General features: G+C 58.9%; 22 protein-coding genes and 1 tRNA gene. 18 read left to right on the forward strand and 5 right to left on the reverse strand.

All coding sequences use genetic code 11. The features are described from left to right. Nucleotides 1-4 precede the first annotated feature (4 nt). The 16 genes from DVJ77_RS11975 to DVJ77_RS12050 are packed head-to-tail and all read left to right on the forward strand — an operon-like array spanning nt 5 to nt 10,827. On the forward strand, nt 5-376 hold the full coding sequence (locus DVJ77_RS11975) for a flagellar basal body rod protein FlgB (protein ID WP_114845765.1): 372 nt from the start codon (nt 5-7) through the stop codon (nt 374-376). Between the two features lie 2 nt (nt 377-378). Further along, entirely contained in the window at nt 379-801 is a 423-nt protein-coding gene (locus DVJ77_RS11980) for a flagellar basal body rod protein FlgC (protein ID WP_114845766.1), read from the forward strand. Next, nucleotides 798-1,100: a flagellar hook-basal body complex protein FliE gene (fliE, locus tag DVJ77_RS11985; RefSeq protein WP_114845767.1), complete on the forward strand. Its 303-nt coding sequence runs from the start codon at nt 798-800 to the stop codon at nt 1,098-1,100. The genes DVJ77_RS11980 and fliE overlap by 4 nt, the downstream gene beginning before the upstream one ends. A gap of 43 nt (nt 1,101-1,143) precedes the next feature. Further along, nucleotides 1,144-2,574 carry a flagellar basal-body MS-ring/collar protein FliF gene (gene fliF, locus DVJ77_RS11990; RefSeq protein ID WP_114845768.1) on the forward strand — a complete coding sequence of 477 codons (1,431 nt, stop codon included), beginning with the start codon at nt 1,144-1,146 and terminating at the stop codon, nt 2,572-2,574. Beyond that, nucleotides 2,571-3,023, forward strand: a complete 453-nt coding sequence (locus tag DVJ77_RS11995) for a hypothetical protein (protein ID WP_114845769.1) — start codon at nt 2,571-2,573, stop codon at nt 3,021-3,023. Before fliF ends, DVJ77_RS11995 begins: the two co-directional genes overlap by 4 nt. Continuing rightward, nucleotides 3,020-3,667: a FliH/SctL family protein gene (locus DVJ77_RS12000; RefSeq protein WP_114845770.1), complete on the forward strand. Its 648-nt coding sequence runs from the start codon at nt 3,020-3,022 to the stop codon at nt 3,665-3,667. Before DVJ77_RS11995 ends, DVJ77_RS12000 begins: the two co-directional genes overlap by 4 nt. Further along, nucleotides 3,667-5,004, forward strand: a complete 1,338-nt coding sequence (locus DVJ77_RS12005; RefSeq protein WP_114845771.1) for a FliI/YscN family ATPase — start codon at nt 3,667-3,669, stop codon at nt 5,002-5,004. Before DVJ77_RS12000 ends, DVJ77_RS12005 begins: the two co-directional genes overlap by 1 nt. Then, entirely contained in the window at nt 5,001-5,450 is a 450-nt protein-coding gene (locus DVJ77_RS12010; protein WP_114845772.1) for a hypothetical protein, read from the forward strand. The genes DVJ77_RS12005 and DVJ77_RS12010 overlap by 4 nt, the downstream gene beginning before the upstream one ends. Further along, nucleotides 5,447-6,271 (forward strand): hypothetical protein, encoded by an 825-nt coding sequence (locus DVJ77_RS21115; RefSeq protein WP_162791469.1) that lies wholly within the window; start codon nt 5,447-5,449, stop codon nt 6,269-6,271. The genes DVJ77_RS12010 and DVJ77_RS21115 overlap by 4 nt, the downstream gene beginning before the upstream one ends. A gap of 12 nt (nt 6,272-6,283) precedes the next feature. Further along, a complete protein-coding gene (locus tag DVJ77_RS12020) occupies nt 6,284-6,703 on the forward strand; it encodes a flagellar hook capping FlgD N-terminal domain-containing protein (protein WP_114845774.1) in 420 nt (139 codons plus the stop codon). Nucleotides 6,704-6,713: 10 nt separating this feature from the next. Further along, a complete protein-coding gene (locus tag DVJ77_RS12025) occupies nt 6,714-7,880 on the forward strand; it encodes a flagellar hook protein FlgE (protein ID WP_225427970.1) in 1,167 nt (388 codons plus the stop codon). 3 nt (nt 7,881-7,883) lie between these two features. Further along, nucleotides 7,884-8,660, forward strand: coding sequence for a flagellar motor switch protein FliM (locus DVJ77_RS12030; protein ID WP_114845775.1), 777 nt, complete (start codon nt 7,884-7,886; stop codon nt 8,658-8,660). Next, nucleotides 8,657-8,962 carry a FliM/FliN family flagellar motor switch protein gene (locus tag DVJ77_RS12035; protein WP_114845776.1) on the forward strand — a complete coding sequence of 102 codons (306 nt, stop codon included), beginning with the start codon at nt 8,657-8,659 and terminating at the stop codon, nt 8,960-8,962. The genes DVJ77_RS12030 and DVJ77_RS12035 overlap by 4 nt, the downstream gene beginning before the upstream one ends. A 17-nt stretch (nt 8,963-8,979) precedes the next feature. Then, nucleotides 8,980-9,369, forward strand: a complete 390-nt coding sequence (locus DVJ77_RS12040; RefSeq protein WP_162791470.1) for a hypothetical protein — start codon at nt 8,980-8,982, stop codon at nt 9,367-9,369. Continuing rightward, entirely contained in the window at nt 9,366-10,109 is a 744-nt protein-coding gene (fliP, locus tag DVJ77_RS12045) for a flagellar type III secretion system pore protein FliP (protein WP_114845778.1), read from the forward strand. Before DVJ77_RS12040 ends, fliP begins: the two co-directional genes overlap by 4 nt. A 34-nt stretch (nt 10,110-10,143) precedes the next feature. After that, nucleotides 10,144-10,827 carry a sigma-70 family RNA polymerase sigma factor gene (locus DVJ77_RS12050; RefSeq protein ID WP_225427997.1) on the forward strand — a complete coding sequence of 228 codons (684 nt, stop codon included), beginning with the start codon at nt 10,144-10,146 and terminating at the stop codon, nt 10,825-10,827. A 122-nt stretch (nt 10,828-10,949) separates the two neighbouring features. On the opposite strand, the gene DVJ77_RS12055 is transcribed toward DVJ77_RS12050, so the two are convergent. Beyond that, nucleotides 10,950-11,024: transfer RNA gene (locus DVJ77_RS12055), tRNA-Val, on the reverse strand. Between the two features lie 133 nt (nt 11,025-11,157). Here DVJ77_RS12055 and DVJ77_RS12060 point away from each other — a divergent pair. After that, a complete protein-coding gene (locus DVJ77_RS12060) occupies nt 11,158-11,502 on the forward strand; it encodes a lipid-A-disaccharide synthase N-terminal domain-containing protein (protein ID WP_114846089.1) in 345 nt (114 codons plus the stop codon). Between the two features lie 63 nt (nt 11,503-11,565). Here DVJ77_RS12060 and metH read toward each other — a convergent pair whose 3' ends face one another. The 3 genes from metH to DVJ77_RS12075 all read right to left on the reverse strand — a co-directional run bounded on the left by metH (nt 11,566) and on the right by DVJ77_RS12075 (nt 16,373). Further along, nucleotides 11,566-14,256 (reverse strand): methionine synthase, encoded by a 2,691-nt coding sequence (gene metH, locus DVJ77_RS12065; RefSeq protein ID WP_114845780.1) that lies wholly within the window; start codon nt 14,254-14,256, stop codon nt 11,566-11,568. Between the two features lie 85 nt (nt 14,257-14,341). Next, the gene (locus DVJ77_RS12070; RefSeq protein WP_114845781.1) at nt 14,342-15,436 is read right to left on the reverse strand and encodes a homocysteine S-methyltransferase family protein; all 1,095 of its coding nucleotides are present in this window, start codon (nt 15,434-15,436) and stop codon (nt 14,342-14,344) included. A 10-nt stretch (nt 15,437-15,446) separates the two neighbouring features. After that, a complete protein-coding gene (locus tag DVJ77_RS12075; RefSeq protein ID WP_114845782.1) occupies nt 15,447-16,373 on the reverse strand; it encodes an ArsR/SmtB family transcription factor in 927 nt (308 codons plus the stop codon). Between the two features lie 167 nt (nt 16,374-16,540). Between DVJ77_RS12075 and DVJ77_RS12080 the strand changes: the two genes are divergently transcribed. Then, nucleotides 16,541-17,701, forward strand: a complete 1,161-nt coding sequence (locus DVJ77_RS12080; protein WP_114845783.1) for an acyl-CoA dehydrogenase family protein — start codon at nt 16,541-16,543, stop codon at nt 17,699-17,701. A 147-nt stretch (nt 17,702-17,848) separates the two neighbouring features. On the opposite strand, the gene DVJ77_RS12085 is transcribed toward DVJ77_RS12080, so the two are convergent. Then, nucleotides 17,849-21,055: a multidrug efflux RND transporter permease subunit gene (locus tag DVJ77_RS12085; RefSeq protein WP_114845784.1), complete on the reverse strand. Its 3,207-nt coding sequence runs from the start codon at nt 21,053-21,055 to the stop codon at nt 17,849-17,851. Nucleotides 21,056-21,067: the final 12 nt, after the last annotated feature.

Below are 21,067 nucleotides of genomic sequence, written 5' to 3' on the forward strand. Positions count from 1 at the left end.
ATCCATGGATCTGACTACCGAAGCCTTACGTCTTGGCATGTCCATGGCGCGTGTGCGGGCCGATGTCGCCAGCGACAATATCGCCAACGTCGATGTGGCCGGCTATCGCGCAAAACGGGCGGATTTCGCACAGGCCGTCGGTTTGTTGCGCGAAGTCGCGGCGCAGCCGTCGATGTCCAGCGAGCGATTGGAGCGTATGACACCCACGGTTCTGCGTGAGTCGGTGGGTCTGGAACATTCGGCGACGAACGCTTCGGCAAGTCTGGATGCCGAGGTGGCTGAGCTTGAGACGGCGAGCGTGGATTTCCAATCCCTGACCACGATCATGTCGCGTCGTTTCTCTTTGATGCAGTTGGCTTTGGCAGGGAGGAACTGACTATGGTCATCGATTCGATCTTTACCGCCTCGCGTTTTGGGTTGCAGTTTGAACGTCTGCGGCTTGAGGCGGCCAGCCACAATATCGCTATTGCCAATACCCCCAGCGCGCCCGGACAAACCGCACGCTTGATGCATGTGGCCGTGCCTTATGCGGCAGGTTTTGATGCGGCGATTGGCGCATCGAGCCATGGCCGGCAGGCGCAGCCAGCGCTGGTCGAAACCGACGCAACGGAGCGTAAAGTTCGCGACCCATCCGACCCACTGGCCGACACGAGCGGCATGGTCAGCTACCCCAAGGTGGATATGGTCGTGGAAATGGGCACGCTGGTTGAAGCCGGCCGTGCTTATGAAGCCAATGTGCGGGCCTTCAATACCTTGCGAAGCATGTCGCTGCGTGCGCTGGATCTGGGGAATGGCTCATGAGTGTGGCGCCGCTCGAAGCTATTTCAATCGGCCGGATCGGCCAGCTACCGGAAGGCCCGGTGGAGTCAGCCAAGGTAGGCACGTCATTCATGCAAATGATTGGCTCGGGGATCAACGAGATCAATGGAAGCCTCACTCATGCCGATGCCATGGCGCGCGCACTGGCCGCGGGCCAGAACGTGCCCGTTCACGACGTGATGATTGCGATGGAGCAAGCGCATTTGAAATTGCAGCTTGCTGTGCAGGTGCGCAATCGGGTCGTGGATGCTTATCAGAATCTGACGAATATGCAGATGTAATGGCGAGCTTTCGGGTTCTCCACACGTTTTTTCCGGAGTAGGTATGCGGCAGTTTTTTTCATCGATGTCTCAGCGCGCGCGTATGGCGTTCGCCGGCGGTGTGCTCTTGATTGCATGCGCCACGGCGGCTTTTGCCTGGTGGGCGATGCATCCACCTTATGGCGTGCTTTTCAGGGATCTGCGTGAATCCGATGCAGCGGAAATTACCGCGTCGTTGACTCAGATGCAGATTCCCTACCGTCTGGAGGAAGGCGGCAAAGCCATCATGGTGCCGGATGCCCAGGTGTATGAGACACGGATGAAGCTCGTTTCGCAGGGGGTGCCCAAGGGTGGCAGCGTTGGCTTTGAGTTATTCAAGGACTCCGACTATGGCGTCACCGAGTTCGCTCAGAAGGTCAATTTTCAGCGCGCTTTGCAGGGAGAGTTGGAGCGCACGATTGCCTCCATGGACGAGGTCGCCTCTTCTCGCGTGCATCTGACGATACGCCGCACGGATTTATTCGCCCGTGAGCAGGAGGCATCCAAGGCATCGGTGACGCTTAGTTTGCGGCCGCAAAAGCATGTGGGCGCGCGTGAAGTCGTCGGCATTCAGCGCCTGGTCGCGTCGGCGGTCGATGGGTTGGTGTCCGATTCGGTCGTTGTGCTTGACGACAAAGGCATGGTGCTGTCGAACCACACGACCGATGGGCAGAGCGGTATCGCGATGGGCGATCGGCTGGACGAGCAGGGCAAGCTGGAAACCCAAATGCGCGCGCGCGTTGGGGAGCTTCTGCATCGTGTGCTGATGACCGACGATTTCACCGTTTCGGTGGATGTACGTCTGAACTACGACCACGTCAAGCAGGTTCGTGAGCAACTGATTGCGCAAGGTAAGGACGGCAACGGGCTTTTGGTCCGCGAAAAGATCGGCGCGACCGGCCGGGTAGCCGATGAATCCGACCCTGAACATAGCAAGCCAGGGGCGACCAGCAATGATCGTGAAGTCGAGTACGCCCACGGCCGCGAGCAAGAAGAAGTGGTGCAGGCACCGGGGCGTATCGAGCGCGTTTCGGTGGGGATTGTGATCCCGGCAACCTTGCCACAGAGCGAGCTTGGCAAACTTTCCCAGGTGATCTCCGCTGGCCTCGGTCTGGATGCGTCGCGCGGCGACAAGGTCGACATTGCGGCGATTGCGCCGCCGGAACCGGTGAAGCCGCTACATGCGGTGACGACTGCCGCGTCGGCTGAGGCGCCAGCGGCACACTTGCCGGCATCGACTAACGACCCGGTCACTGACGCTGAGAGTGATACCACCAGCCTAAGCCGCAATTTTGCACCGTGGATGTATCCATTACTTGCAGTACTCGCGCTGACGTTGGTGATTGCTCTCTTGCGGGGTACCCGAAGTTCAGCGCGTCGGTTGAGCGCCCAGGAGCGCGAGCAGGAACTGTTGCGACTACGGCAATGGATTGAAGCGGCAGAGGTAGACCGGTGAACTCGATCGGAGTGCGCAAGGCTGCCCTGGCCATGGCTTCTATGCATCCGGCAGACCGGCGCTGGATGCTTGCCCGCATGCCGCCTGCCTGGCGGGCAGCGCTCAACCCCCTGCTCAAAGAAGCCCAGCGCTTTGCAACGATGGATATCAGTCTGCTGAAGTCGGCGCTTTCAAGCGAAGAGACGTCGAGCCCTGTCGAGGTGCCGACACCGGACGTGCTGATTGCAGTGCTTGATGGCCTTGGCAGCACATGGGTCGCTCGCCTGCTAATGGCGGCTGCGGCTGACCATGCGGAAATCTATCTGGCCACCTGTGCCAAGCAGCGAGCAGAAAGCATACGCCGCGAAATGGCTGGCCTGCCGGCAACATTTCCCGCCGCGCTTGCGGATGCGATGGCGCGTTACCTTAGCGATGCCGGGCGTAAGGTGTCGATGGTGAAGGCGCCATGATCCGACGCCTGCAAGCCGATACACGCTACGAGATGACGCCCCGTCGCATTACTGCCGGTGGCGAGCAGACGCCAGTGCTTGATGAGGCTGCTCCTGCCGCCGACTCGGTGGATCAACAGGCTTATCGCGATGGATACGCGAAAGGTTTCGCAGCGGGGGAGAGTGATGGCAAGCGCGATATGCAAACGCGGTTGCAAGCGCTGGAGAATGACGCTCGGCAACAATTCGATGCCCTGCAGCAAGAGCTAAGCACCGAACGGGGGCGTCTTGCCGCGTTGATCGATGTGCTGACAAGCGCACAACAGCATCACGACAACATGGTGAAAGAGCTGGCCTTCGAGGTGGCGCTGGAAAGTCTGGCGCGAACGTTCAGCCGGATGCGAGTGGATCGGCCGCTGCTCTTGGGTCTGTGTGAGCAGCTCGTTGAAGAATTTCGTGCGAAGGCTATCCGACTTTGTGTTTCTGCATCGGATCGTGCGGCGTTGCCGGATCAGATCGAAGGTATGGACATCGTCGTCGGGCCTGGCCTGGCATCGGGCGAATGCGCCCTGATGACTGAGCGAGGTCAGGTCGAAAGCTCTATTGCTTCACGACTGAAATCGATTTACGAGGCGATGCTCGAAGCCTTGGAGGCTGAGCTCTGATGAATGCCGTAGCCATCATCGATCGCTATCGGAACCTGCTCGGAGATAAGCCTCTGGTTCACATGTCGGGCAGCCTGCTTGGATTCAATGGGCTGGTGATCGAGGCATATGGCCCGGATGCGAGCATCGGCGAGCTATGCGAGATCGACGGTGATGAACCGGGGCAGCGAATTCGTGCAGAGGTTATTGGCTTTCGGGATGGGCATGTTTTGCTGATGCCGTTTGGACATCTGCGCGGTGTTTCAGTCGGGGCTAAAGTCCGTTCGTTGGGTAGCATGCTGCAGGTGCCCGTAGGAACCGCCATGATCGGGCGCGTGCTAGATGCTTTCGGCAAGCCTCTCGATGGAGGCCCGATGTTTCAGGTCGAAGCCCATCTCGATATCTTGCGTGAACCGATAAACCCCCTGCGCCGAGCCCCATTGAGTGAGGTGCTTGAGACTGGGGTACGCGCGATCGACGGCATGCTGCCGCTGGCGAAGGGACAGCGAGTAGGCATATTTGCCGGCAGCGGTGTGGGTAAGAGCACCTTGCTCGGCATGATGGCCGGCCATGTACGCGCCGATGTGGTGGTGGTCGCCATGATCGGCGAGCGTGGACGCGAAGTGGGCGATTTTCTGCGTGAGGCACTTACCGCCGAAGGGCGCGAGCGAGCCATCATGCTGGTGGCGACAGCCGATCAACCTGCGCTGGTCCGAACGCACGCCGTGCACGCGGCACACGCGGTGGCCGAGTATTTTCGCGATCTTGGTCAAGACGTTTTTTTGATAGTTGACTCCATTACCCGCTTTGCCATGGCGCAACGCGAGGTAGGGCTCGCTGCCGGCGAGCCGCCGACGTCACGCGGTTATCCGCCTTCGGTGTTCAATCTTCTGCCGCAGATCCTTGAGCGTGGTGGTCGTGTGCGAGAGGGCGGTTCCATCACGGCGATCTATAGCGTTCTGGTGGAGGGCGACGATATGAATGAACCCGTTGCCGACCATATGCGCGCGATTCTGGACGGACATGTGGTGCTTTCACGCGAGCTGGCGACGCGAGGTCAATTGCCGGCTATTGACCTGCTTGCCAGCGTCAGCCGATTGATGTCGCGGGTATGCAGTCAGGCCGAGTTGCAAATCATTTCTCGGATCAAGGCCATTATTTCTACCTACGAAACCTCCCGTGACCTGGTCGATATGGGGGCTTATCAGGCTGGAGCTAATCCGGCGCTCGATGAGGCGATTCTGCTTTATCCGCGGATTGTCGGCTGCCTTTGCCAGGCTCCCGCCGATTCATCGACGAGGGCGGAGAGCTTTCAGTTGCTTCATGAGATTGCTTCGTTCAAGGGGGCGGGGGCATGAAGGATCGAAAGCTGCGATCCCACGAAGTCATGTTGCGCATGGCCCGAGTGCGAGAGCTGCGCGCTTCCATGGCGCTGTCTAAGGCGCATAAGGATGAGCGCGAACAGAAGGCCGTGGTGAATGAAGTCACAGTCACGCGTGATGCCGTTACCGCGGCAAGCGTGGCGTGCCTGAGCCGCGACCTTCCAGTGAACATGGGCAGGTATGCCACGCTTGCGGTGCTTGAGGATGCTCTGGCCGTGAAATGGCGTCTTGCCTCGGACGAACTGATCTCACTATCCAAGGCACGTGAAGCATCTGCGAATCAGAGCTTGATGGCCAAGCGCTATCGAGATCACGTGAGTACATGTACTGATGAAACCCGGCGGGTGCTTGAGCAGGCTCGATCGGCAAGACAGCTCGACGACGGCATCGAAGTCTGGCTCGGCAACAAGGTGGTCGCATGACGGATATCAGCAGCCTGAATTCGTTGGCTATGTCGCGCGGATTTGGCGAAAACCGGACGCCAGCGAAGGATTTTGCACAAGAGCTGGCCAGAGAGGGAAAGCCGTCGGAACACCCCCATCCTATGCATGACGACGTCGCCCACCAGCATCACATGATGGGTGACATGCCTCCTGGGTCTGAATCAGCATCTTCGGGCGGCCGTCCAGAGCCATCAGTGTCGGCTGACGCATACGGCGTGCCGGATAAGTCTGCACGCGATGCAACGCAGATTGGAATCGAGCCGATCGGAAATATCGAAGCACTGCTTGAGGCGCGAGTGTTTGGCGTTCATTTGCGCGCGGGTGCTTATCTTTCAGAGGTCGCAGTAAAGGAATTGGGCGCGGCGCCGAGCGCTGATAATAGCTTTGTGTCCATGTCGTCTGGGGTAAGTGAAGCCAGTGTTGCTGTGGACGTCACGACAGTCTCATCACCTGATGGCAGTGCAATAACAAGCGATATGCGATCGCTGTTATCGCAGGCGATCGCCATGGCCTCGGATGCGCTGGAGACGCCGGACCGATTTGAGTTTGCGTCACTTGCCGGCGCAGCGTCAGTCGCTTCTCCGGTTGGAACCACGATCAGTTGGGCCGAGCGCTCCCTGCGTTTCATACGGCAGCGGGAAGGCGGTCTGGTGGCATGGTTGCGTGACTACCGGGCCGAGGGCGATGAAGTGTCGCAGATGGTCAATGCCTTGCGGCAAGAGGCGAAAGCGCAAGGACTGGTGCTGCAGAAAATTATGTTGAATGGGCGCGAAGCTTGGACTTCACGCAACAATCTTTGAGCGAGGAACGTCATGTCCGTTAATGCTATTGGCAGCCCGTTGAACACCACTCTGGCTTCAGGCATGCCCAATTCGGGCATCAATGAGAAAGATTTTATCAAGTTGTTCGTCAGCGAATTACAGTTTCAAGATCCGATGCAACCACTGGATAACAGCCAGTTTCTTACGCAGCTTGCCCAGTTCGTCAGTATTGAACAGCAGAGTGAGGAGGTGACCGGCATCAATAATCTTCTGACGCTCGACTCCTCCGGTCAGTCGCTGGGGCTGCTTTCGCACACGGTCCAGATTGCCAATGCCGATGGTTCAACCACGATGGGCAAGGTTACCGCTATCCAGTACAGCCAAAGTGGTGTGCAGCTTACGGTCGCGACAACGGGCAACAACGTGATTACGAATGTCAGCCTGGCTCAGATCCAGATCGTAACCCCTTAAAGGAACGGCCATGCCTAACATCATGCAGGCGTTGTACAACAGCGTTTCTGGTCTTTTCAGTTTTTCTCAGAGCCTGAATACGATAAGTAACAACATCAGCAACATGAATACGCCGGGATTTCGAGGGAGTGAATCTTTCCTGGAAAACGTCGTTGGAGACAACGGTGCGAAAGTCGCCGGTACCGGCCACAATTTGAGTGAAGGCCAGATTCAACAGACCGGTACTAATACGGATGTTGCTATCAATGGCGATGGTTTGTTTATCTTGACCGATTTGCAGGGGAATACTTACTACACACGGTCGGGTCAGTTTGAATTCAACGCGCAAGGGCGGCTGGTTGACTCGGTCAATAAGTTTTTTGTGCAAGGCTACGACCCATCGGGAAATCTCGGCGCTATCGATATCACGAGCTATCGGGCGCTTCCCGCTCAGGCGACGACATCGGTGAATATCACCGGAAACATCGCGCCTTTAGATCCATCGGGCAACGTCAGCGGCATCACTGTTTACGATGCGCAAGGCGCTTCGCACCAACTTAAATTTGCACTGACAAGCAATGTTGCGGCAACTGCTGGAAGCTGGCTTGTCAGCGTGACGGATAGTGGCGGCAATACGGTAGGTAGCGGTGAGGTTCGCTTCAATACCGATGGCACCCCACAGGCGGGCTACAACAGCATTACCGTCACCGGCGCCTGGGGCGGTAGCAGACAGTCCATTGCTATCAACCTTGGCACGCCGAACGGCTTGAGTGGTGCAACGAGTTTTTCCGGCACAGCTTCAAATCTGCTCGCAAAGGTGGTGGATGGCCATGCCGTGGTGGGCCTTTCCTCTGAGGCGTTCGATACCAATGGCATTCTTCAGTTGACTTATTCCGACGGCGAGACGAAGGCTGGCCCTCAATTGGCTCTGGCATCGTTTCAAGATGAAGCCTCGCTACAGATGATCCAGGGCAATCTCTATGCGCAGCCGAAGAATCAGGTCGCGCAGGTCGGCCGCCCCAATACGCTGTCGCTGGGCAAGATCACCGGCAGCAGCCTGGAAATGTCGAACGTCGATCTCACTCAAGAGCTTGCCCAGATGATCGTGATTCAGCGCGGTTATCAGGCCAGTTCGCGAGTCATGACGGTGTCGAGTGAAATGCTGCAACAACTTTACGATTCGACCCGTGGTGGCTAAAGCATGAGTGATGTCCGTTTCGGATGGATTGGCGAAACACGTCGAACCGCATTGCGTTCGCTGCTGGCCGCGGAGGTATCGCATTGGTCGAGTGACTGGTGGATCCAGCACGCAGCGGCTGAGGTCGATGTGCGTTCAAGTGATCGGTGGAGTGCGACCGAGAAGAAAGCCATATCGTGGGTGTCGTACGCGGACGCCGGTGTACTTGCCTTGTATTGGCGTCATATGGATGTCAGTGCCGTCGGCTGCCATCTCGCCGGCACCGTTCGAGGTGAGGACGCAGCGCTGGCTCAACGCATAGGCGAAGACGCTTTGCAGGACCTGGCAAAGAGGGTGTATCGACGTGCGGAGGGAGCGGGCGCCGAGCGATGGAAACAAGAACGCTTGCCTGCCTACGTGGCGAGTCCCCATCTCGGTGCTTATCTGGTGACCTTCACGCTGGGGGGCTTGGCGATGGAGCTCGCTATCGATAGACAGTTAGTAGATCGCCTGACACCGCCCACTTATACAGGCAACACGCGTCTGGTTTCACGCCAGGATGCCCTGGGCCAGGCACGCGTATCCGTCACTGCCGTGATGGATTTCGGCCAGGTCAATCTGACTCATTTGCCGGATCTTCGCGTGGGTGAGGTATTGGTTGGCGATCGTGGCTTGGATGAGGCTCTCCAAGTCATTGTGAACGGTAAGGGCGCTGTCGCCATTGGATATATGAAGCGCCTGGGAGCACAACGTGCCGTTGTGCTCGATGGCATTACTTTGCAGGAACAACATAAGTCATGAATGAAGTCGTCGTTGCACCCATCGAGCTGGAAGAGGCCCGTCATGAATCGCTTGGAGGCGACCCGCTGATAAAGCGCAATCTGGCGTTGCTTGGTCACGTCAATGTTCGTTTGGAAGTGCTTGTAGGAGGCGCTGAACTGACCGTCGAAAAACTGTTCTCGCTAAGCAAAGGTGACGCCATTGCGCTGGATGCTCACATGGATGCCCCTGTGACCGTGCAGTTGGATGGAAAGCCGGTGGCGCGTGGGCATCTCTTGGCGGTCGGCGATCAATTTGGCGTGAAGATTTCCGAAATTCTCTGAATATGGATGCCTCGAACATGACGCCTGGCGCCACAACGCCCACCGCCAGTACTTCTACGGCGCAGGCCACGATCCCGTATCGCACCGAGACACCTGTGTCCGGAGGGCGCATCGTGGTTGCGATGTCGGTGACGGCGATCGTGTTGATGCTCTTTGTCGCGCTGGCATGGTATGCACGGCGACGCGGTTGGAACGGTAGTTGGTTATCGGGTGCGAGTCTGGACAAGCGCCCCCAGGATCGGCATGCACTGCAGGTCCATGCGTCTCGACGTGTAAGTGTCGCGACTTCTGTGCATGTCTTGGGCTATCGCGGCCGCGAGTACCTTATCGTGGAGTCGACTCGCGGTTCTTCCGCGAGGGTGGTTATGCCAGATAGCGATGAACGCCATACGGATGCCGCACTATGAGTTCTCGCCGCTGTTTTATCTTGCTGGTACTTTTTCTTAGTGGATTGTTCTTGTCGGGAGCTGCCTGCTGCGATCCCATACAAGACGCGATTGCAAAAGCTTCGGCCGATGACTATTCGCCGATTCTGCGCTCATTCCTGCTGCTGACGCTATTGGCGTTTATTCCGTTGCTGGTGATCGCGCTGACGTCATTCACACGCATCATCGTCGTGCTTTCGCTGTTGCGAAGCGCGCTTGGTTTGCAACAAACGCCGCCCAATAGCGTGTTGCTTACGCTGGCGATGTTTCTTACGGTGTTTTCAATGAATCCGGTGTTTCAGGCGGCTAAACAGACCGGCTTGGATCCCTATGTGAGACACGAGATTCCTGCTGGAGTGGCGGTCGCTCGTGGGTTCGAGCCATTCAAGCAATTCATGATCCGACAAATACGCGAGGAGGACATGCTCGCGGTTATTCGTATGGCCAAGATGGCCCCGCCCAAGACTATTGATGATGTTGGGGCCCTGCAGTTGATCCCTGCTTTCATGCTTAGCGAGTTGCGGACCGCCTTTCAGATTGGCTTTGTGATTTTCTTGCCTTTTCTGCTGATAGATCTGGTGGTGTCCGCGATCTTGATGGCACTCGGCATGATTATGTTGCCGCCGACGACGATCAGTTTGCCTTTAAAGATCCTCTTATTTCTCCTGATCAACGGATGGGCATTATTGGCCCAGGCCTTGTTGAGCAGTTACCACGGCTGAGTAGATAGGCGTCGCCTTGGATACTGCTGAGCGCTTGCTATGGTATCGATGGCGGGTCGGAAACGACGCCCTCGCCCGTGATGCGCTTGTCGCAAGATATTCACCATGGGCACGGCTGGTTGCACGCAGTGTGTACATGCGCATCTACTCATTGCGCGATGCATGGGAGGATTGTTCGCAAAACGCGTTGATCGGCTTGCTTGAGTCGATTGATCGTTATCAGCCGGATCGCGGTGTGAATTTCGAACTTTATGCGCGTCATCGTGTGCGCGGAGCCGTGTTCAATGGGTTGCGGACTCTGCGGGAAAGCCTGGCTCAGGGTAATCGCAGCCATGATCGCGCCGTGGCTATCGAGGACCGTAGGGAATCGTTGGGCGACGACGAGACGGCCGATCCTTTGGATGCTTTTATCTCAACGACGGTCGGGCTGGGCTTGGGTTTTCTGCTCGAAGCTCATTCTGTGCCCGCCGGTGCACAGCAGGCCGATGCGTATGCAAATTTTGAAAAAGATCAATTGAGCGCAAAGGTCGTTGAAAGTGTTGAGCAGTTACCTGAGCGACAGCAGATGATTGTGACGCTGCATTACTACCATCACGTACCCTTTGTTCAGATTGCCGCGCAGCTTGGGGTAACGAAGGGGCGTATCTCGCAATTGCATAAACAAGCTTTGGAGCGTCTGCGCGCTTATCTGAAAGAGCGCGTTCATACGGAGCTGTAGCGTCAGACGGGCCTCACGCAGTCGGGAGACCTGCCGTGTGAAGGTTCGCTGCTACACGCACGCTCACTGGGCGCCACAACGAAAAAAGCCGCTCGTGAGAGCAGCTTTTTCGTAAATCTTAGTGGTGGGCGGTACAAGGATCGAACTTGTGACACCTGCCGTGTGAAGGCAGTGCTCTACCGCTGAGCTAACCGCCCGCCGAGAGCGCGCAACTATACGTAATGCTTGGGTGCAGGTCAATGCCCTGGTTTGGGCCTTGTTTCCAGGCCATGCCAGCGGGAACGCCGGCTGGTTGCTAAAATCGCCGGCTCTCAAGCAATGGCCAACCTCATGGATTTCCTTCAGCACGAACTCAATCACATCCTGGAGGCCCTGCATCGCTTTGAACTGACGCCTTGGAAGGCTGTGGGCTATCTCGGTTCGATCATGTTTACCAGCCGCTGGTTTGTGCAGCTCTACTACACGCGCAAGCTGGGACGGGTGGTGATGCCGTTGTCGTTCTGGTGGCTGTCGGTGTGCGGCAGCGTGCTGCTGCTGGCTTATTTCATTGTCGGCAAGAACGACTCGGTGGGCATTCTCTCCAACTTTTTCCCGGCTTTCGTTTCGATCTACAACCTTGTCGTACATATGCGCGAGGTGAAGCGGCGGCGGACCTTGGTGGAAAGCGAGGTTTGATGCGGTATGACCACATCTATCCGGGGATAGATGTGGTCATCGGCAGACTCAATACGGGCGGACTCAATCGGGGTCGTAGTCCAGATTTGGCGCCAGCCAGCGTTCGGCTTGCTCGCGACTCCAGCCTTTGCGCTTGGCATAGTCGTCGACTTGTTCGCGGGTGAGGCGGCCAACGATGAAGTACTGGCTGTCGGGGTGTGAGAAGTACCAGCCCGATACCGCGGCGGTGGGGTACATCGCGAAGCCCTCGGTAAGCTCGATACCGGTGTTTGCGGTGGCATCGAGCAGCCGGAACAGGGTCGTTTTCTCGGTGTGGTCGGGGCAGGCCGGGTAGCCGGGAGCGGGGCGGATGCCCTGGTATTTTTCGTCGATCAAGGCGTCGGTATCGAGCGCCTCGTCGGGCGCATAACCCCAGAATTCACGGCGTACGCGCTCGTGCATGCGTTCGGCGAAGGCTTCGGCAAAGCGATCGGCCAATGCCTTGAGCAGGATCGATGAGTAGTCGTCGTGATCGGCTTCGAAGCGCGCGATATGCTCGTCGATGCCGATACCCGCGGTGACTGCGAAGCCACCGATCCAGTCTTGCTTACCGGCAAGCCGGGGGGCGATGAAGTCAGCCAGGCAGAAGTCAGGGCGTTCGACCGGCTTGTCGACTTGTTGGCGCAGGTGATGCAGCACGGCGATTTTTTCGCCATCGGCTGAGTACACCTCGGTGTCGTCGCCGGTCTGCGTCGCCGGCCATAGGCCGATGACCGCGCGGGCGGTGAGCCAACGTTCGGCGATGATTTTGTCCAGCATGGTCTGTGCATCGGCGAACAGTTCGCGCGCTTGAGCGCCGACGACGACGTCGCTGAGGATCGCCGGATAATGGCCGGCCAGCTCCCAGGCGTTGAAAAACGGCGACCAATCGATATAACTACGCAGTTCGGCCAGGTCGTAGGCGTCAAATACCGTAATGCCGGGCTGCTTCGGCTGCGGTGGCGTGTAGTCGGCCCAGTCGCAGGTCCAGCGTTGCGAGCGGGCTTTTTCCAGCGATACGAGTTGCTTGCCTGGGCCGCGATTGCGATGGCGCTCGCGCACTTCGGCATACTCGGCGCGGATTTTTATCATGAAGTTGTCGACCAGCTCTTTGCTGACCAGCGACTGCGCCACGCCGACCGCGCGCGACGCGTCTTTGACCCATACGGTGGGTGATTTGTAATGCGGCTCGATCTTCAGCGCGGTGTGCGCGCGTGAGGTGGTGGCGCCACCGATCAGTAAGGGGATATGGAAGTCCTGCCGCTGCATTTCGCGCGCGACCTGGCTCATTTCCTCCAGTGAGGGCGTGATAAGGCCGGACAAGCCGATGATATCGGCGTTGTGTTCGCGTGCGGTGTCGAGAATTTTCTGCGCGGGCACCATGACGCCGAGGTCGATGACCTCGAAGTTGTTACAGCGCAGCACCACGCCGACAATGTTTTTGCCGATGTCGTGCACATCGCCTTTCACCGTCGCCATCACGATGACGCCGTTGTTTTTGCCGACGTCGCCGGTGCGCAGTTTTTCTTCTTCGATGAAGGGCAGCAGATAGGCCACTGCTTTTTTCATCACACGGGCGGATTTCACCACCTGGGGCAGAAACATCTTGCCGGCGCCAAACAGATCGCCGACCACATTCATGCCGTCCATCAGCGGGCCTTCGATGACATCGAGCGGGCGCGTAGATAGCTGGCGGGCCTCTTCGGTGTCTTCGTTGACGTATTGGTCGATACCATGCACGAGTGCATGGCTGAGTCGCGACTGCACGGATTTCTCGCGCCAGGCGAGAGTTTCGACGACCACTTCGCCTTTCTTGGTGTTGAACCTCTCGGCGATTTCCAGCAGGCGCTCGGTGGCGTCGGTGCGCCGGTTCAATACGACATCTTCGACGCGCTCGCGCAGCTCCTCGGGCACATCGTCGTAAATCATCAACGCGCCGGCGTTGACGATGCCCATATCCATGCCGGCCTGGATCGCGTGGTACAGGAATACGGAGTGAATCGCTTCGCGCACCGTGTTGTTGCCACGGAACGAAAACGAAACGTTGGAGACGCCGCCGGAAATATGGCTATGCGGAAAGCGCTGCTTCAACTCGCGGGTGGCTTCGATGAAGTCCACGGCGTAATTGTTGTGTTCTTCAATGCCGGTGGCGATGGCGAAAATGTTGGGGTCGAAGATGATGTCTTCGGGCAAGAAGTCCAACTCGTCGATCAGCAGCTTGTAGGCGCGCGAGCAGATCTCGACCTTGCGCTCGCAGGTGTCGGCCTGGCCTTGTTCGTCAAAGGCCATCACGACCACGGCGGCGCCGTACTGCTGCACTTTGCGCGCGTGTTCGAGGAAAAGCGCTTCGCCTTCTTTCATCGAGATCGAGTTGACGATGCCCTTGCCTTGCAGGCAGCGCAGGCCGGCTTCGATCACGCTCCATTTGGAGGAGTCGATCATCACCGGTACGCGGGCGATGTCGGGCTCGGCGGCGATCAGATTCACGAAGCGGGTCATGGCCGCCTCGGAGTCGATCAAGCCTTCGTCCATATTGATGTCGATGATTTGCGCGCCATTGGCGACCTGCTGGCGCGCGACCTCGACCGCTTCTTCGTAGCGGTTTTCTTTGATGAGTTTTTTGAACTGTGCCGAGCCGGTGACATTGGTGCGCTCGCCGACGTTGACGAACAGCAGGTCAGGCGTGATGACCAGCGGCTCGAGACCGGCGAGGCGGGTATGGCGAATGACATTCATGTAAGACAATACTTCGCGTTAGCTTTTGCGCCCTCTCCTGCATGCAGGGGAGGGCTGGGGAGAGGGTTAGCCGAGAACAGTGCGCTCATGCCGCAGCTTCCAGCGCTGAAGGCAGCGCTCGGGGCGAGCAATTTCGTACGGCCTCGGCAATCGCCTTGATGTGCGCGGGAGTGGTGCCGCAGCAGCCGCCAACCATGTTGAGCAAGCCATCGCGGGCGAAGCCGCCAATAACGCTGGCCATCTGCTCGGGCGTTTCGTCGTATTCGCCGAACGCGTTCGGCAAGCCGGCATTGGGATGGGTGCTGACGAAGCAGTTGGCGATGTCGGCCATGGTTTGCACGTGTGGGCGAAGATCCGCCGCACCGAGCGCGCAGTTCAGGCCAACCGATAGCGGGCGTGCATGGCGCACCGAGTAATAGAACGCCTCTGCCGTCTGGCCGGACAGCGTGCGGCCGGAGCGATCGGTGATCGTGCCGGAGATCATCACCGGCAACCGTGTGCCGCTTTGATGGAACAACTCGCTCAGCGCGAACAGTGCGGCCTTGGCGTTGAGGGTATCGAAAATCGTCTCGACCATAATGACGTCGGCGCCGCCGTCGATCAGCCCTTGCGCGGCTTCGGTGTAGTTGGCGGCGAGCTCTTCAAAGGTGACGTTGCGAAAGCCCGGATCGTTGACATCCGGCGATAGCGACGCGGTACGGCTGGTGGGGCCGAGCACGCCGATCACGAAACGAGGCTGCTGCGGTGTTTGCGCTTCGATGGCATCGCAGGCGGCGCGTGCGAGACGCGCGCCTTCCCGGTTCAGTTCGTAGGCCAGATGTTCCAGGTGATAGTCGGCTTGGCTGATGCGGGTGGAGTTGAAAGTGTTGGTTTCGACCAGGTCGGCGCCGGCTTCGAGATAAGCCGTGTGCACGCCGCGGATGATCTCCGGCTTGGTCAACGTAAGCAGGTCGTTGTTGCCTTTCAGATCGCAGTGGCCGGGATGGTCATGCTCATGGGCGCTGTCGTGACCATGTACAAAGCGCTCGCCACGAAAGCCGGCTTCGTCCAATTGGTGACCTTGCAACATGGTGCCCATGCCGCCGTCGATGATAAGGATGCGCTCGCGCAACGCGGCTTCAAGCAGGGCGACACGTTGGGGATGCAGCCAGGCAGGGGGGCGGGAGGATGGGGTGCTCATGAACTTGTTCTCACGATTTGCGGGCGAGTAGGCTGATGACTTCGAAATGGGGGGCTTTGCGCTCACGGCTCAGGCGCGTGCAACTGAGTACGTCCAGCTTGGCGGCCTTGGCGTAACCGCTGAGTTCGTCGCTGGAAAAGCCGAGATTGCGATGATCGAATGGTTCGACCACGGCGCGATGGTCATGCTTGCCCAGCGTGACGGCTAATAGACGGCCACCGCTGCGCAGTAGCCGGGCGGCCTCGGCGACCGCCTTCGCGGGGTGCTCGGCATAGGTCAATGCATGCAGCATCAGTACCAGGTCAAAGCGACGCTCGCCCAAATCCAGGGCATGCATATCGCCTTGGCGCACTTCGACGTTAGTGAAGGATTGGAGGCGTTTGGCGGCGGCGTCGACAACACGTTCGCTGCTATCTACGCAGACAATCGAGCGCGCGTGCGGCGCCAGCAGCTCGGCGGTGATGCCGTCGCCGGAGGCGATGTCCAGTACGTCACCGGTTTCGAGTAATTGCAGCAAGGCGCGGGCTACGGTTTCCCAAGTGCGGCCGGGCGAATAGTGGCGCTCCATGTCGCCGGCCACTGTGTCGGCCCAGCCTTGTTCGCGTGCGCGCTGTGCCAGCACGCTGGGAAGGCGCGCGGCGTCTTCGCGCAGCAGGGCATCGTCGATGCTTTCGCGTAGCGATCGCAGCAAGTCGTGCTGGTGATCGTCGCCGTCGTTATTGGCGCGGTAATAGGCCGATACGCCGGCGCGGCGATCACGCACCAACTCGGCGTCCTTCAACTTGGCCAGATGGGTGGACACGCGCGGTTGCGCCAGGTGCAGCACGGCAGCCAGCTCAGCCACCGTCAGCTCCTCGTGTTCAAGTAGGGCCAGCAAGCGCACCCGAGTAGGGTCCGCGAGCAGGCGCAACACACTGGAGGCCGTGGCCAGGTCCATTGCACATCCTTATATCGCGATAAAGAGATGCATAAGGCTAGGCGCGTGTCTGGGGGGAGTCAATAGCGGGGTTTTGCATGAGCAATGGCAGGGGGCAGGGCGGCTGTTCTCGATTTCCCCCGTTCAGCCGCTAAAATGGCTAGCTAAGTCATGCTTTGGAGTAGTTCATGGATTTCCGTTTTACCGAAGACCAGCTTTCGATCCAGTCGATTGCCCGCGATTTTGCACAAAAGCGCATTGCGCCGGTGGCGGCTGAACTGGATGCCAAGGGCGAGTTTCCGTTAGACAACATCCGCGAGATGGGCCAATTGGGCTTGATGGGTATCGAGGTGCCGGAGGCTTATGGCGGCGCGGGTATGGACCCGATTGCCTATGTTTTGGCGATGATCGAGATCGCCGCGGCCGACGCGGCCACATCGACCGTCATGTCGGTGAACAACTCCCTGTTCTGCAACGGCATCCTCAAGCACGGCAACGAGGCGCAGAAGCAGAAATATGTGCGCGCCATTGCGCAGGGCGAGGCCATCGGCGCCTACGCGCTGACCGAGCCGCAGTCGGGCTCGGATGCTTCGGCCATGCATACCCGCGCCACCAAGAACGCGGATGGCGATTGGGTCATCAACGGCAAGAAAAGCTGGATCACCTCAGGCTCGGTGGCGCGCTATATCGTGCTGTTTGCAATCAGCACGCCGGGCATTGGCGCCAAGGGCGTGTCGGCTTTCATCATCGATACCTCGCTGCCGGGGTTCCATGCCGGCAAAATCGAACCCAAGCTGGGCATCCGCGCTTCGGCGACCTGCGAAATCGAGTTCACCGACTACATTTGCTCCAAGGCCGACTTGCTGGGCGAAGAGGGTAAAGGCTTCTCGATCGCCATGGGTGTGCTCGACGCCGGCCGTATCGGTATCGCCTCGCAGTCGGTGGGTATTGCTCGTGCAGCCTATGAGGCTACCTTGCAATGGTCACGCGATCGCAAGGCGTTTGGCCATCCCATCGGCACCTTCCAGATGACCCAGGCCAAGATCGCCGACATGAAATGCAAGCTCGATGCGGCGATGCTGCTGACCTTGCGTGCGGCCTGGACCAAGGGCCAGACCGAAAAGCATGGCGGCCGTTTCGGCACCGAGGCGTCGGTAGCCAAGCTGGTCGCGTCCGAAGCTGCCATGTGGATCAGCCATCAGGCGGTGCAGATTCACGGCGGCATGGGCTATTCCAAGGAAATGCCGCTGGAGCGCTATTTCCGCGATGCCAAGATTACCGAGATCTACGAGGGCACCAGCGAGATTCAGCGGTTGGTGATTGCGCGCGCCGAGACCGGGTTGCGCTAAGCGTTAGCGTTAGATAGGCAAACGCCCGGATGGGAAACCGTCCGGGCGTTTTTGTTTAAGGCGGGCGTTTTTGTTTAAGGATAAAAAAGCCCCGGCACGCTGGCCGGGGCTTTGGTTTCGCGATGACTTTGCCGTCACCTTATTCGATCAAGAGCCGCGTCGCGGATCCGAATCGAACGGCTGCATCCCAGGCGCTGCGGCAGCGATGCCGTGGCCGTTGTGTTCTTGCGGCAGTTTGTGCGACACCTCATCGAGTTTGTCGCCCAACATGCGACGCACCACGATGTAGAACACCGGGATCAGCAACAGGCCGAGGAAGGTGGCGAAGAGCATGCCGCCGATCACGCCGGTGCCGATCGCATGACGCGCATTCGCGCCGGCGCCGGAGGAGAAGAACATCGGGGATACGCCGAGGATGAAGGCCATCGAGGTCATCAGGATCGGACGCAGTCGCAACCTGGACGCCTCGATCACGGCCTCGCGCAGGGTCTTGCCAGCCTTCTGCAGATCCACCGCGAACTCTACGATCAAGATCGCGTTCTTCGCCGCCAGACCGATGACGGTAATCATGCCGATCTTGAAGTAGATGTCGTTGGGCAAGCCACGCAGCATGGTGAATACCACCGCACCAAGCACACCCAGCGGCACCACCAGCAGTACCGAGATCGGGATCGACCAGCTCTCGTACAGCGCGGCCAGACACAGGAACACGATGACGATCGACAGCACCATCAGCAAGGTAGCCGAGTTGCCCGACAAGATTTCCTGGTAGGACATGCCGGTCCAGTCAATGCCGAAGCCCTTGGGCAAGTCATTGCTGACGATGTTTTGCATCGCCGTCATGGCTTGGCCGGAGGCTTGGCCCGGCGCCGGGCCACCGACGATTTCAACCGCGGAATAACCGTTGTAGCGGGTCAGTGCGGGCGAGGCCATGGTCCATTTGCCGTGCACCACGCTCGATAGCGGAATCATCGCCAGCGTGCCGTCGCTATTGGTCTTCGTGCTTGGCGTATAGAAATGATTCAGTGCCTCCGGGCCCATGCGATAAGGCGCATCGGCCTGCATCGTCACGCGTTTGATACGACCGCCGTAGAAGAAGTCGTTCACGTAAACCGGTGCCAGCATCAGGCTGATCGAGTTGTAGATATCGCTGACCGACAAGCCCATGGATTGCGCTTGCACGCGGTCCACGGTCAAGTTCAGTTGCGGCGAATCTTGCAACGCATTGGGACGCACGCCTTGCAGTACGGCGCTATTGGCGGCGGCGTGCTGGAGCAGGCTGCCTTGGGCCTGATTGAGCGCATCGCGGCCCAGGCCAGCGCGGTCCTGCAGGTACATGTCGAAGCCGCCGAACTGGCCCAGGCCTTGTACCGTCGGCAGGTTGACGATAAACACCGAAGCATCGCGGACTTGCTGCACGGCGCCGAAGGCACGCTGGATGAACTGCGAAGCCGTCGCGCTACGTGCGTTCCAATCCTTGAGCTTGATAAACACCATGCCGGCGTTTTCGCCCGAGCCCAGGAAGCTGAAACCCGAGACTTGCAATACACCCTCGACCGCATCGTCTTTCTTCAGGATCTCGCGGATCTGCGACATCACTTGCTGATTGCGTTGCAAGGTGGCGCCCGCCGGCAACTGCACGATACCCAAGGCATAGCCTTGGTCTTCTTCGGGCAGGAAGCTGCCCGGCAGGCGGGTGAACAGGAATCCGCAAAGCACGGCCAGCAGTACGAACACAAACATCCATCGCGGCGCATGACGTACCGCGCTGCCAATGTGGCCGCTATAGGTATGCGTGACGCGAGTGAAAATGTTGTTGAAGCCGCGATAGACGATGTTTTTCTTTTCGTCGTGAGTCGGCTTGAGGATGGTCGCGCACAACGCCGGCGTGAACGACAGCGCCAGGAAGGCGGAAAAGCCCATCGATACGGCGATAGTCAGTGCGAACTGTTTGTAGATCTCGCCCGAAGCACCCGGCTGCAGTGCCGATGGTACGAAAACCGCAATCAGCACCACGGTGATCGCCACGATGGCACCGGTGATCTGCCCCATCGCTTTGCGGGTTGCTTCCTTCGGCGGCAGACCTTCCTCGGTCATGATGCGTTCGACGTTCTCGATCACCACGATCGCATCGTCGACCACGATACCGATCGCCAGCACCATGCCGAACAAGGTTAGCTGGTTGATGGTGAAACCGAGCGGCAACATGCCGAGGAACGTGCCGAGCAGGGCTACCGGGATCACCAGGGTGGGGATGATGGTGGCGCGGAAGTTCTGCAAGAAGATCAGCATCACCAAGAACACGAGGATGATCGCTTCGATCAAGGTGTGGATCACCTCATTGATCGAGATCTTCACGAAGGTCGTCGTGTCGTAGGGGCTGAACCAGCTCACGCCTTGCGGAAAGCTCGGGGTGAGCTCGTCCATCTTCGAGCGCACGGCGGTAGCCACGTCGAGCGCGTTGGCGCCGGGCAGCAGCAAGACGGCGAATGCGGCGATCGGGGTGCCGTCCCATTGGGTGTCAAAACCGTAGCCGTTGGGGCCGAACGAAACCCGTGCTACATCACCCAGCTTTACCGTAGTGCCGTCGGGGTTTGCCCGCAGAATGATGTCTTCGAACTCTTTAACCGTGGTAAAGCGCCCTTCGGCGGAAACCGTGGCGGTGAAACCCTGGCCCTCCGGCGCCGGGTCGGCACCGAGCGAGCCGGCAGCGAACTGCACGTTCTGTGCCTTCACCGCCGCCAAGACCTGGGTGGCCGACAAGTTATAACCCTGCAGCTTGTCCGGGTTCATCCATACACGCATGGAGTACTCGGAACCGAACTGGCGGGTGCTGCCGACGCCGGGTACGCGCGAAATCTGATCGAGCACCTGCGAGGCGACGATATCGCTGAGGTGGTTGCGATCGATACTCGGGTTGTCGGTTTTAAGCGATACCACCATCAAGAACGCTGGGTTGCTCTTGGCAACCACCACGCCTTGCTGGGTTACCTCGGTGGGCAAGCGCGGCGTTGCCAGGGCCACTTTGTTCTGCACCTGCACCTGAGCGATATCCGCGTTGGTGCCGGTTTCGAATGTCAGCGTGATGCTGGCGTTACCGCTGGAGCTGGACGACGAGCTGAAATACAGCAGGTGGTCGATACCGGTGAGCTGCTGCTCGATCACCTGAGTGACCGATTTCTCGGTGGTATCTGCACTGGCGCCCGGATAGGTCGCGTTGACGACGACCTGGGGCGGCGCGATGGATGGATAAGACTCCACGCCCATGCTCAGCACCGCAATGGTGCCGCATAGCGTGATGAGGATCGCTACCACCCACGCAAAAATGGGGCGGTCAATGAAAAAACTCGGCATGGTCGGGTTTCC

Origin of the sequence: Dyella tabacisoli, assembly GCF_003350925.1 — a bacterium.
GTDB lineage: Bacteria > Pseudomonadota > Gammaproteobacteria > Xanthomonadales > Rhodanobacteraceae > Dyella_C > Dyella_C tabacisoli.

What these genes read in the sequence shown, in the direction of transcription:
- DVJ77_RS11975 (WP_114845765.1), top strand. Translation starts at nt 5, where the DNA reads ATGGATCTGACTACCGAAGCCTTACGTCTTGGCATGTCCATGGCGCGT.
- DVJ77_RS11980 (WP_114845766.1), top strand. Translation starts at nt 379, where the DNA reads ATGGTCATCGATTCGATCTTTACCGCCTCGCGTTTTGGGTTGCAGTTT.
- fliE (WP_114845767.1), top strand. Translation starts at nt 798, where the DNA reads ATGAGTGTGGCGCCGCTCGAAGCTATTTCAATCGGCCGGATCGGCCAG.
- fliF (WP_114845768.1), top strand. Translation starts at nt 1,144, where the DNA reads ATGCGGCAGTTTTTTTCATCGATGTCTCAGCGCGCGCGTATGGCGTTC.
- DVJ77_RS12000 (WP_114845770.1), top strand. Translation starts at nt 3,020, where the DNA reads ATGATCCGACGCCTGCAAGCCGATACACGCTACGAGATGACGCCCCGT.
- DVJ77_RS12005 (WP_114845771.1), top strand. Translation starts at nt 3,667, where the DNA reads ATGAATGCCGTAGCCATCATCGATCGCTATCGGAACCTGCTCGGAGAT.
- DVJ77_RS12010 (WP_114845772.1), top strand. Translation starts at nt 5,001, where the DNA reads ATGAAGGATCGAAAGCTGCGATCCCACGAAGTCATGTTGCGCATGGCC.
- DVJ77_RS21115 (WP_162791469.1), top strand. Translation starts at nt 5,447, where the DNA reads ATGACGGATATCAGCAGCCTGAATTCGTTGGCTATGTCGCGCGGATTT.
- DVJ77_RS12020 (WP_114845774.1), top strand. Translation starts at nt 6,284, where the DNA reads ATGTCCGTTAATGCTATTGGCAGCCCGTTGAACACCACTCTGGCTTCA.
- DVJ77_RS12025 (WP_225427970.1), top strand. Translation starts at nt 6,714, where the DNA reads ATGCCTAACATCATGCAGGCGTTGTACAACAGCGTTTCTGGTCTTTTC.
- DVJ77_RS12030 (WP_114845775.1), top strand. Translation starts at nt 7,884, where the DNA reads ATGAGTGATGTCCGTTTCGGATGGATTGGCGAAACACGTCGAACCGCA.
- DVJ77_RS12035 (WP_114845776.1), top strand. Translation starts at nt 8,657, where the DNA reads ATGAATGAAGTCGTCGTTGCACCCATCGAGCTGGAAGAGGCCCGTCAT.
- DVJ77_RS12040 (WP_162791470.1), top strand. Translation starts at nt 8,980, where the DNA reads ATGACGCCTGGCGCCACAACGCCCACCGCCAGTACTTCTACGGCGCAG.
- fliP (WP_114845778.1), top strand. Translation starts at nt 9,366, where the DNA reads ATGAGTTCTCGCCGCTGTTTTATCTTGCTGGTACTTTTTCTTAGTGGA.
- DVJ77_RS12060 (WP_114846089.1), top strand. Translation starts at nt 11,158, where the DNA reads ATGGATTTCCTTCAGCACGAACTCAATCACATCCTGGAGGCCCTGCAT.
- metH (WP_114845780.1), bottom strand. Translation starts at nt 14,256, where the DNA reads ATGAATGTCATTCGCCATACCCGCCTCGCCGGTCTCGAGCCGCTGGTC.
- DVJ77_RS12070 (WP_114845781.1), bottom strand. Translation starts at nt 15,436, where the DNA reads ATGAGCACCCCATCCTCCCGCCCCCCTGCCTGGCTGCATCCCCAACGT.
- DVJ77_RS12075 (WP_114845782.1), bottom strand. Translation starts at nt 16,373, where the DNA reads ATGGACCTGGCCACGGCCTCCAGTGTGTTGCGCCTGCTCGCGGACCCT.
- DVJ77_RS12080 (WP_114845783.1), top strand. Translation starts at nt 16,541, where the DNA reads ATGGATTTCCGTTTTACCGAAGACCAGCTTTCGATCCAGTCGATTGCC.
- DVJ77_RS12085 (WP_114845784.1), bottom strand. Translation starts at nt 21,055, where the DNA reads ATGCCGAGTTTTTTCATTGACCGCCCCATTTTTGCGTGGGTGGTAGCG.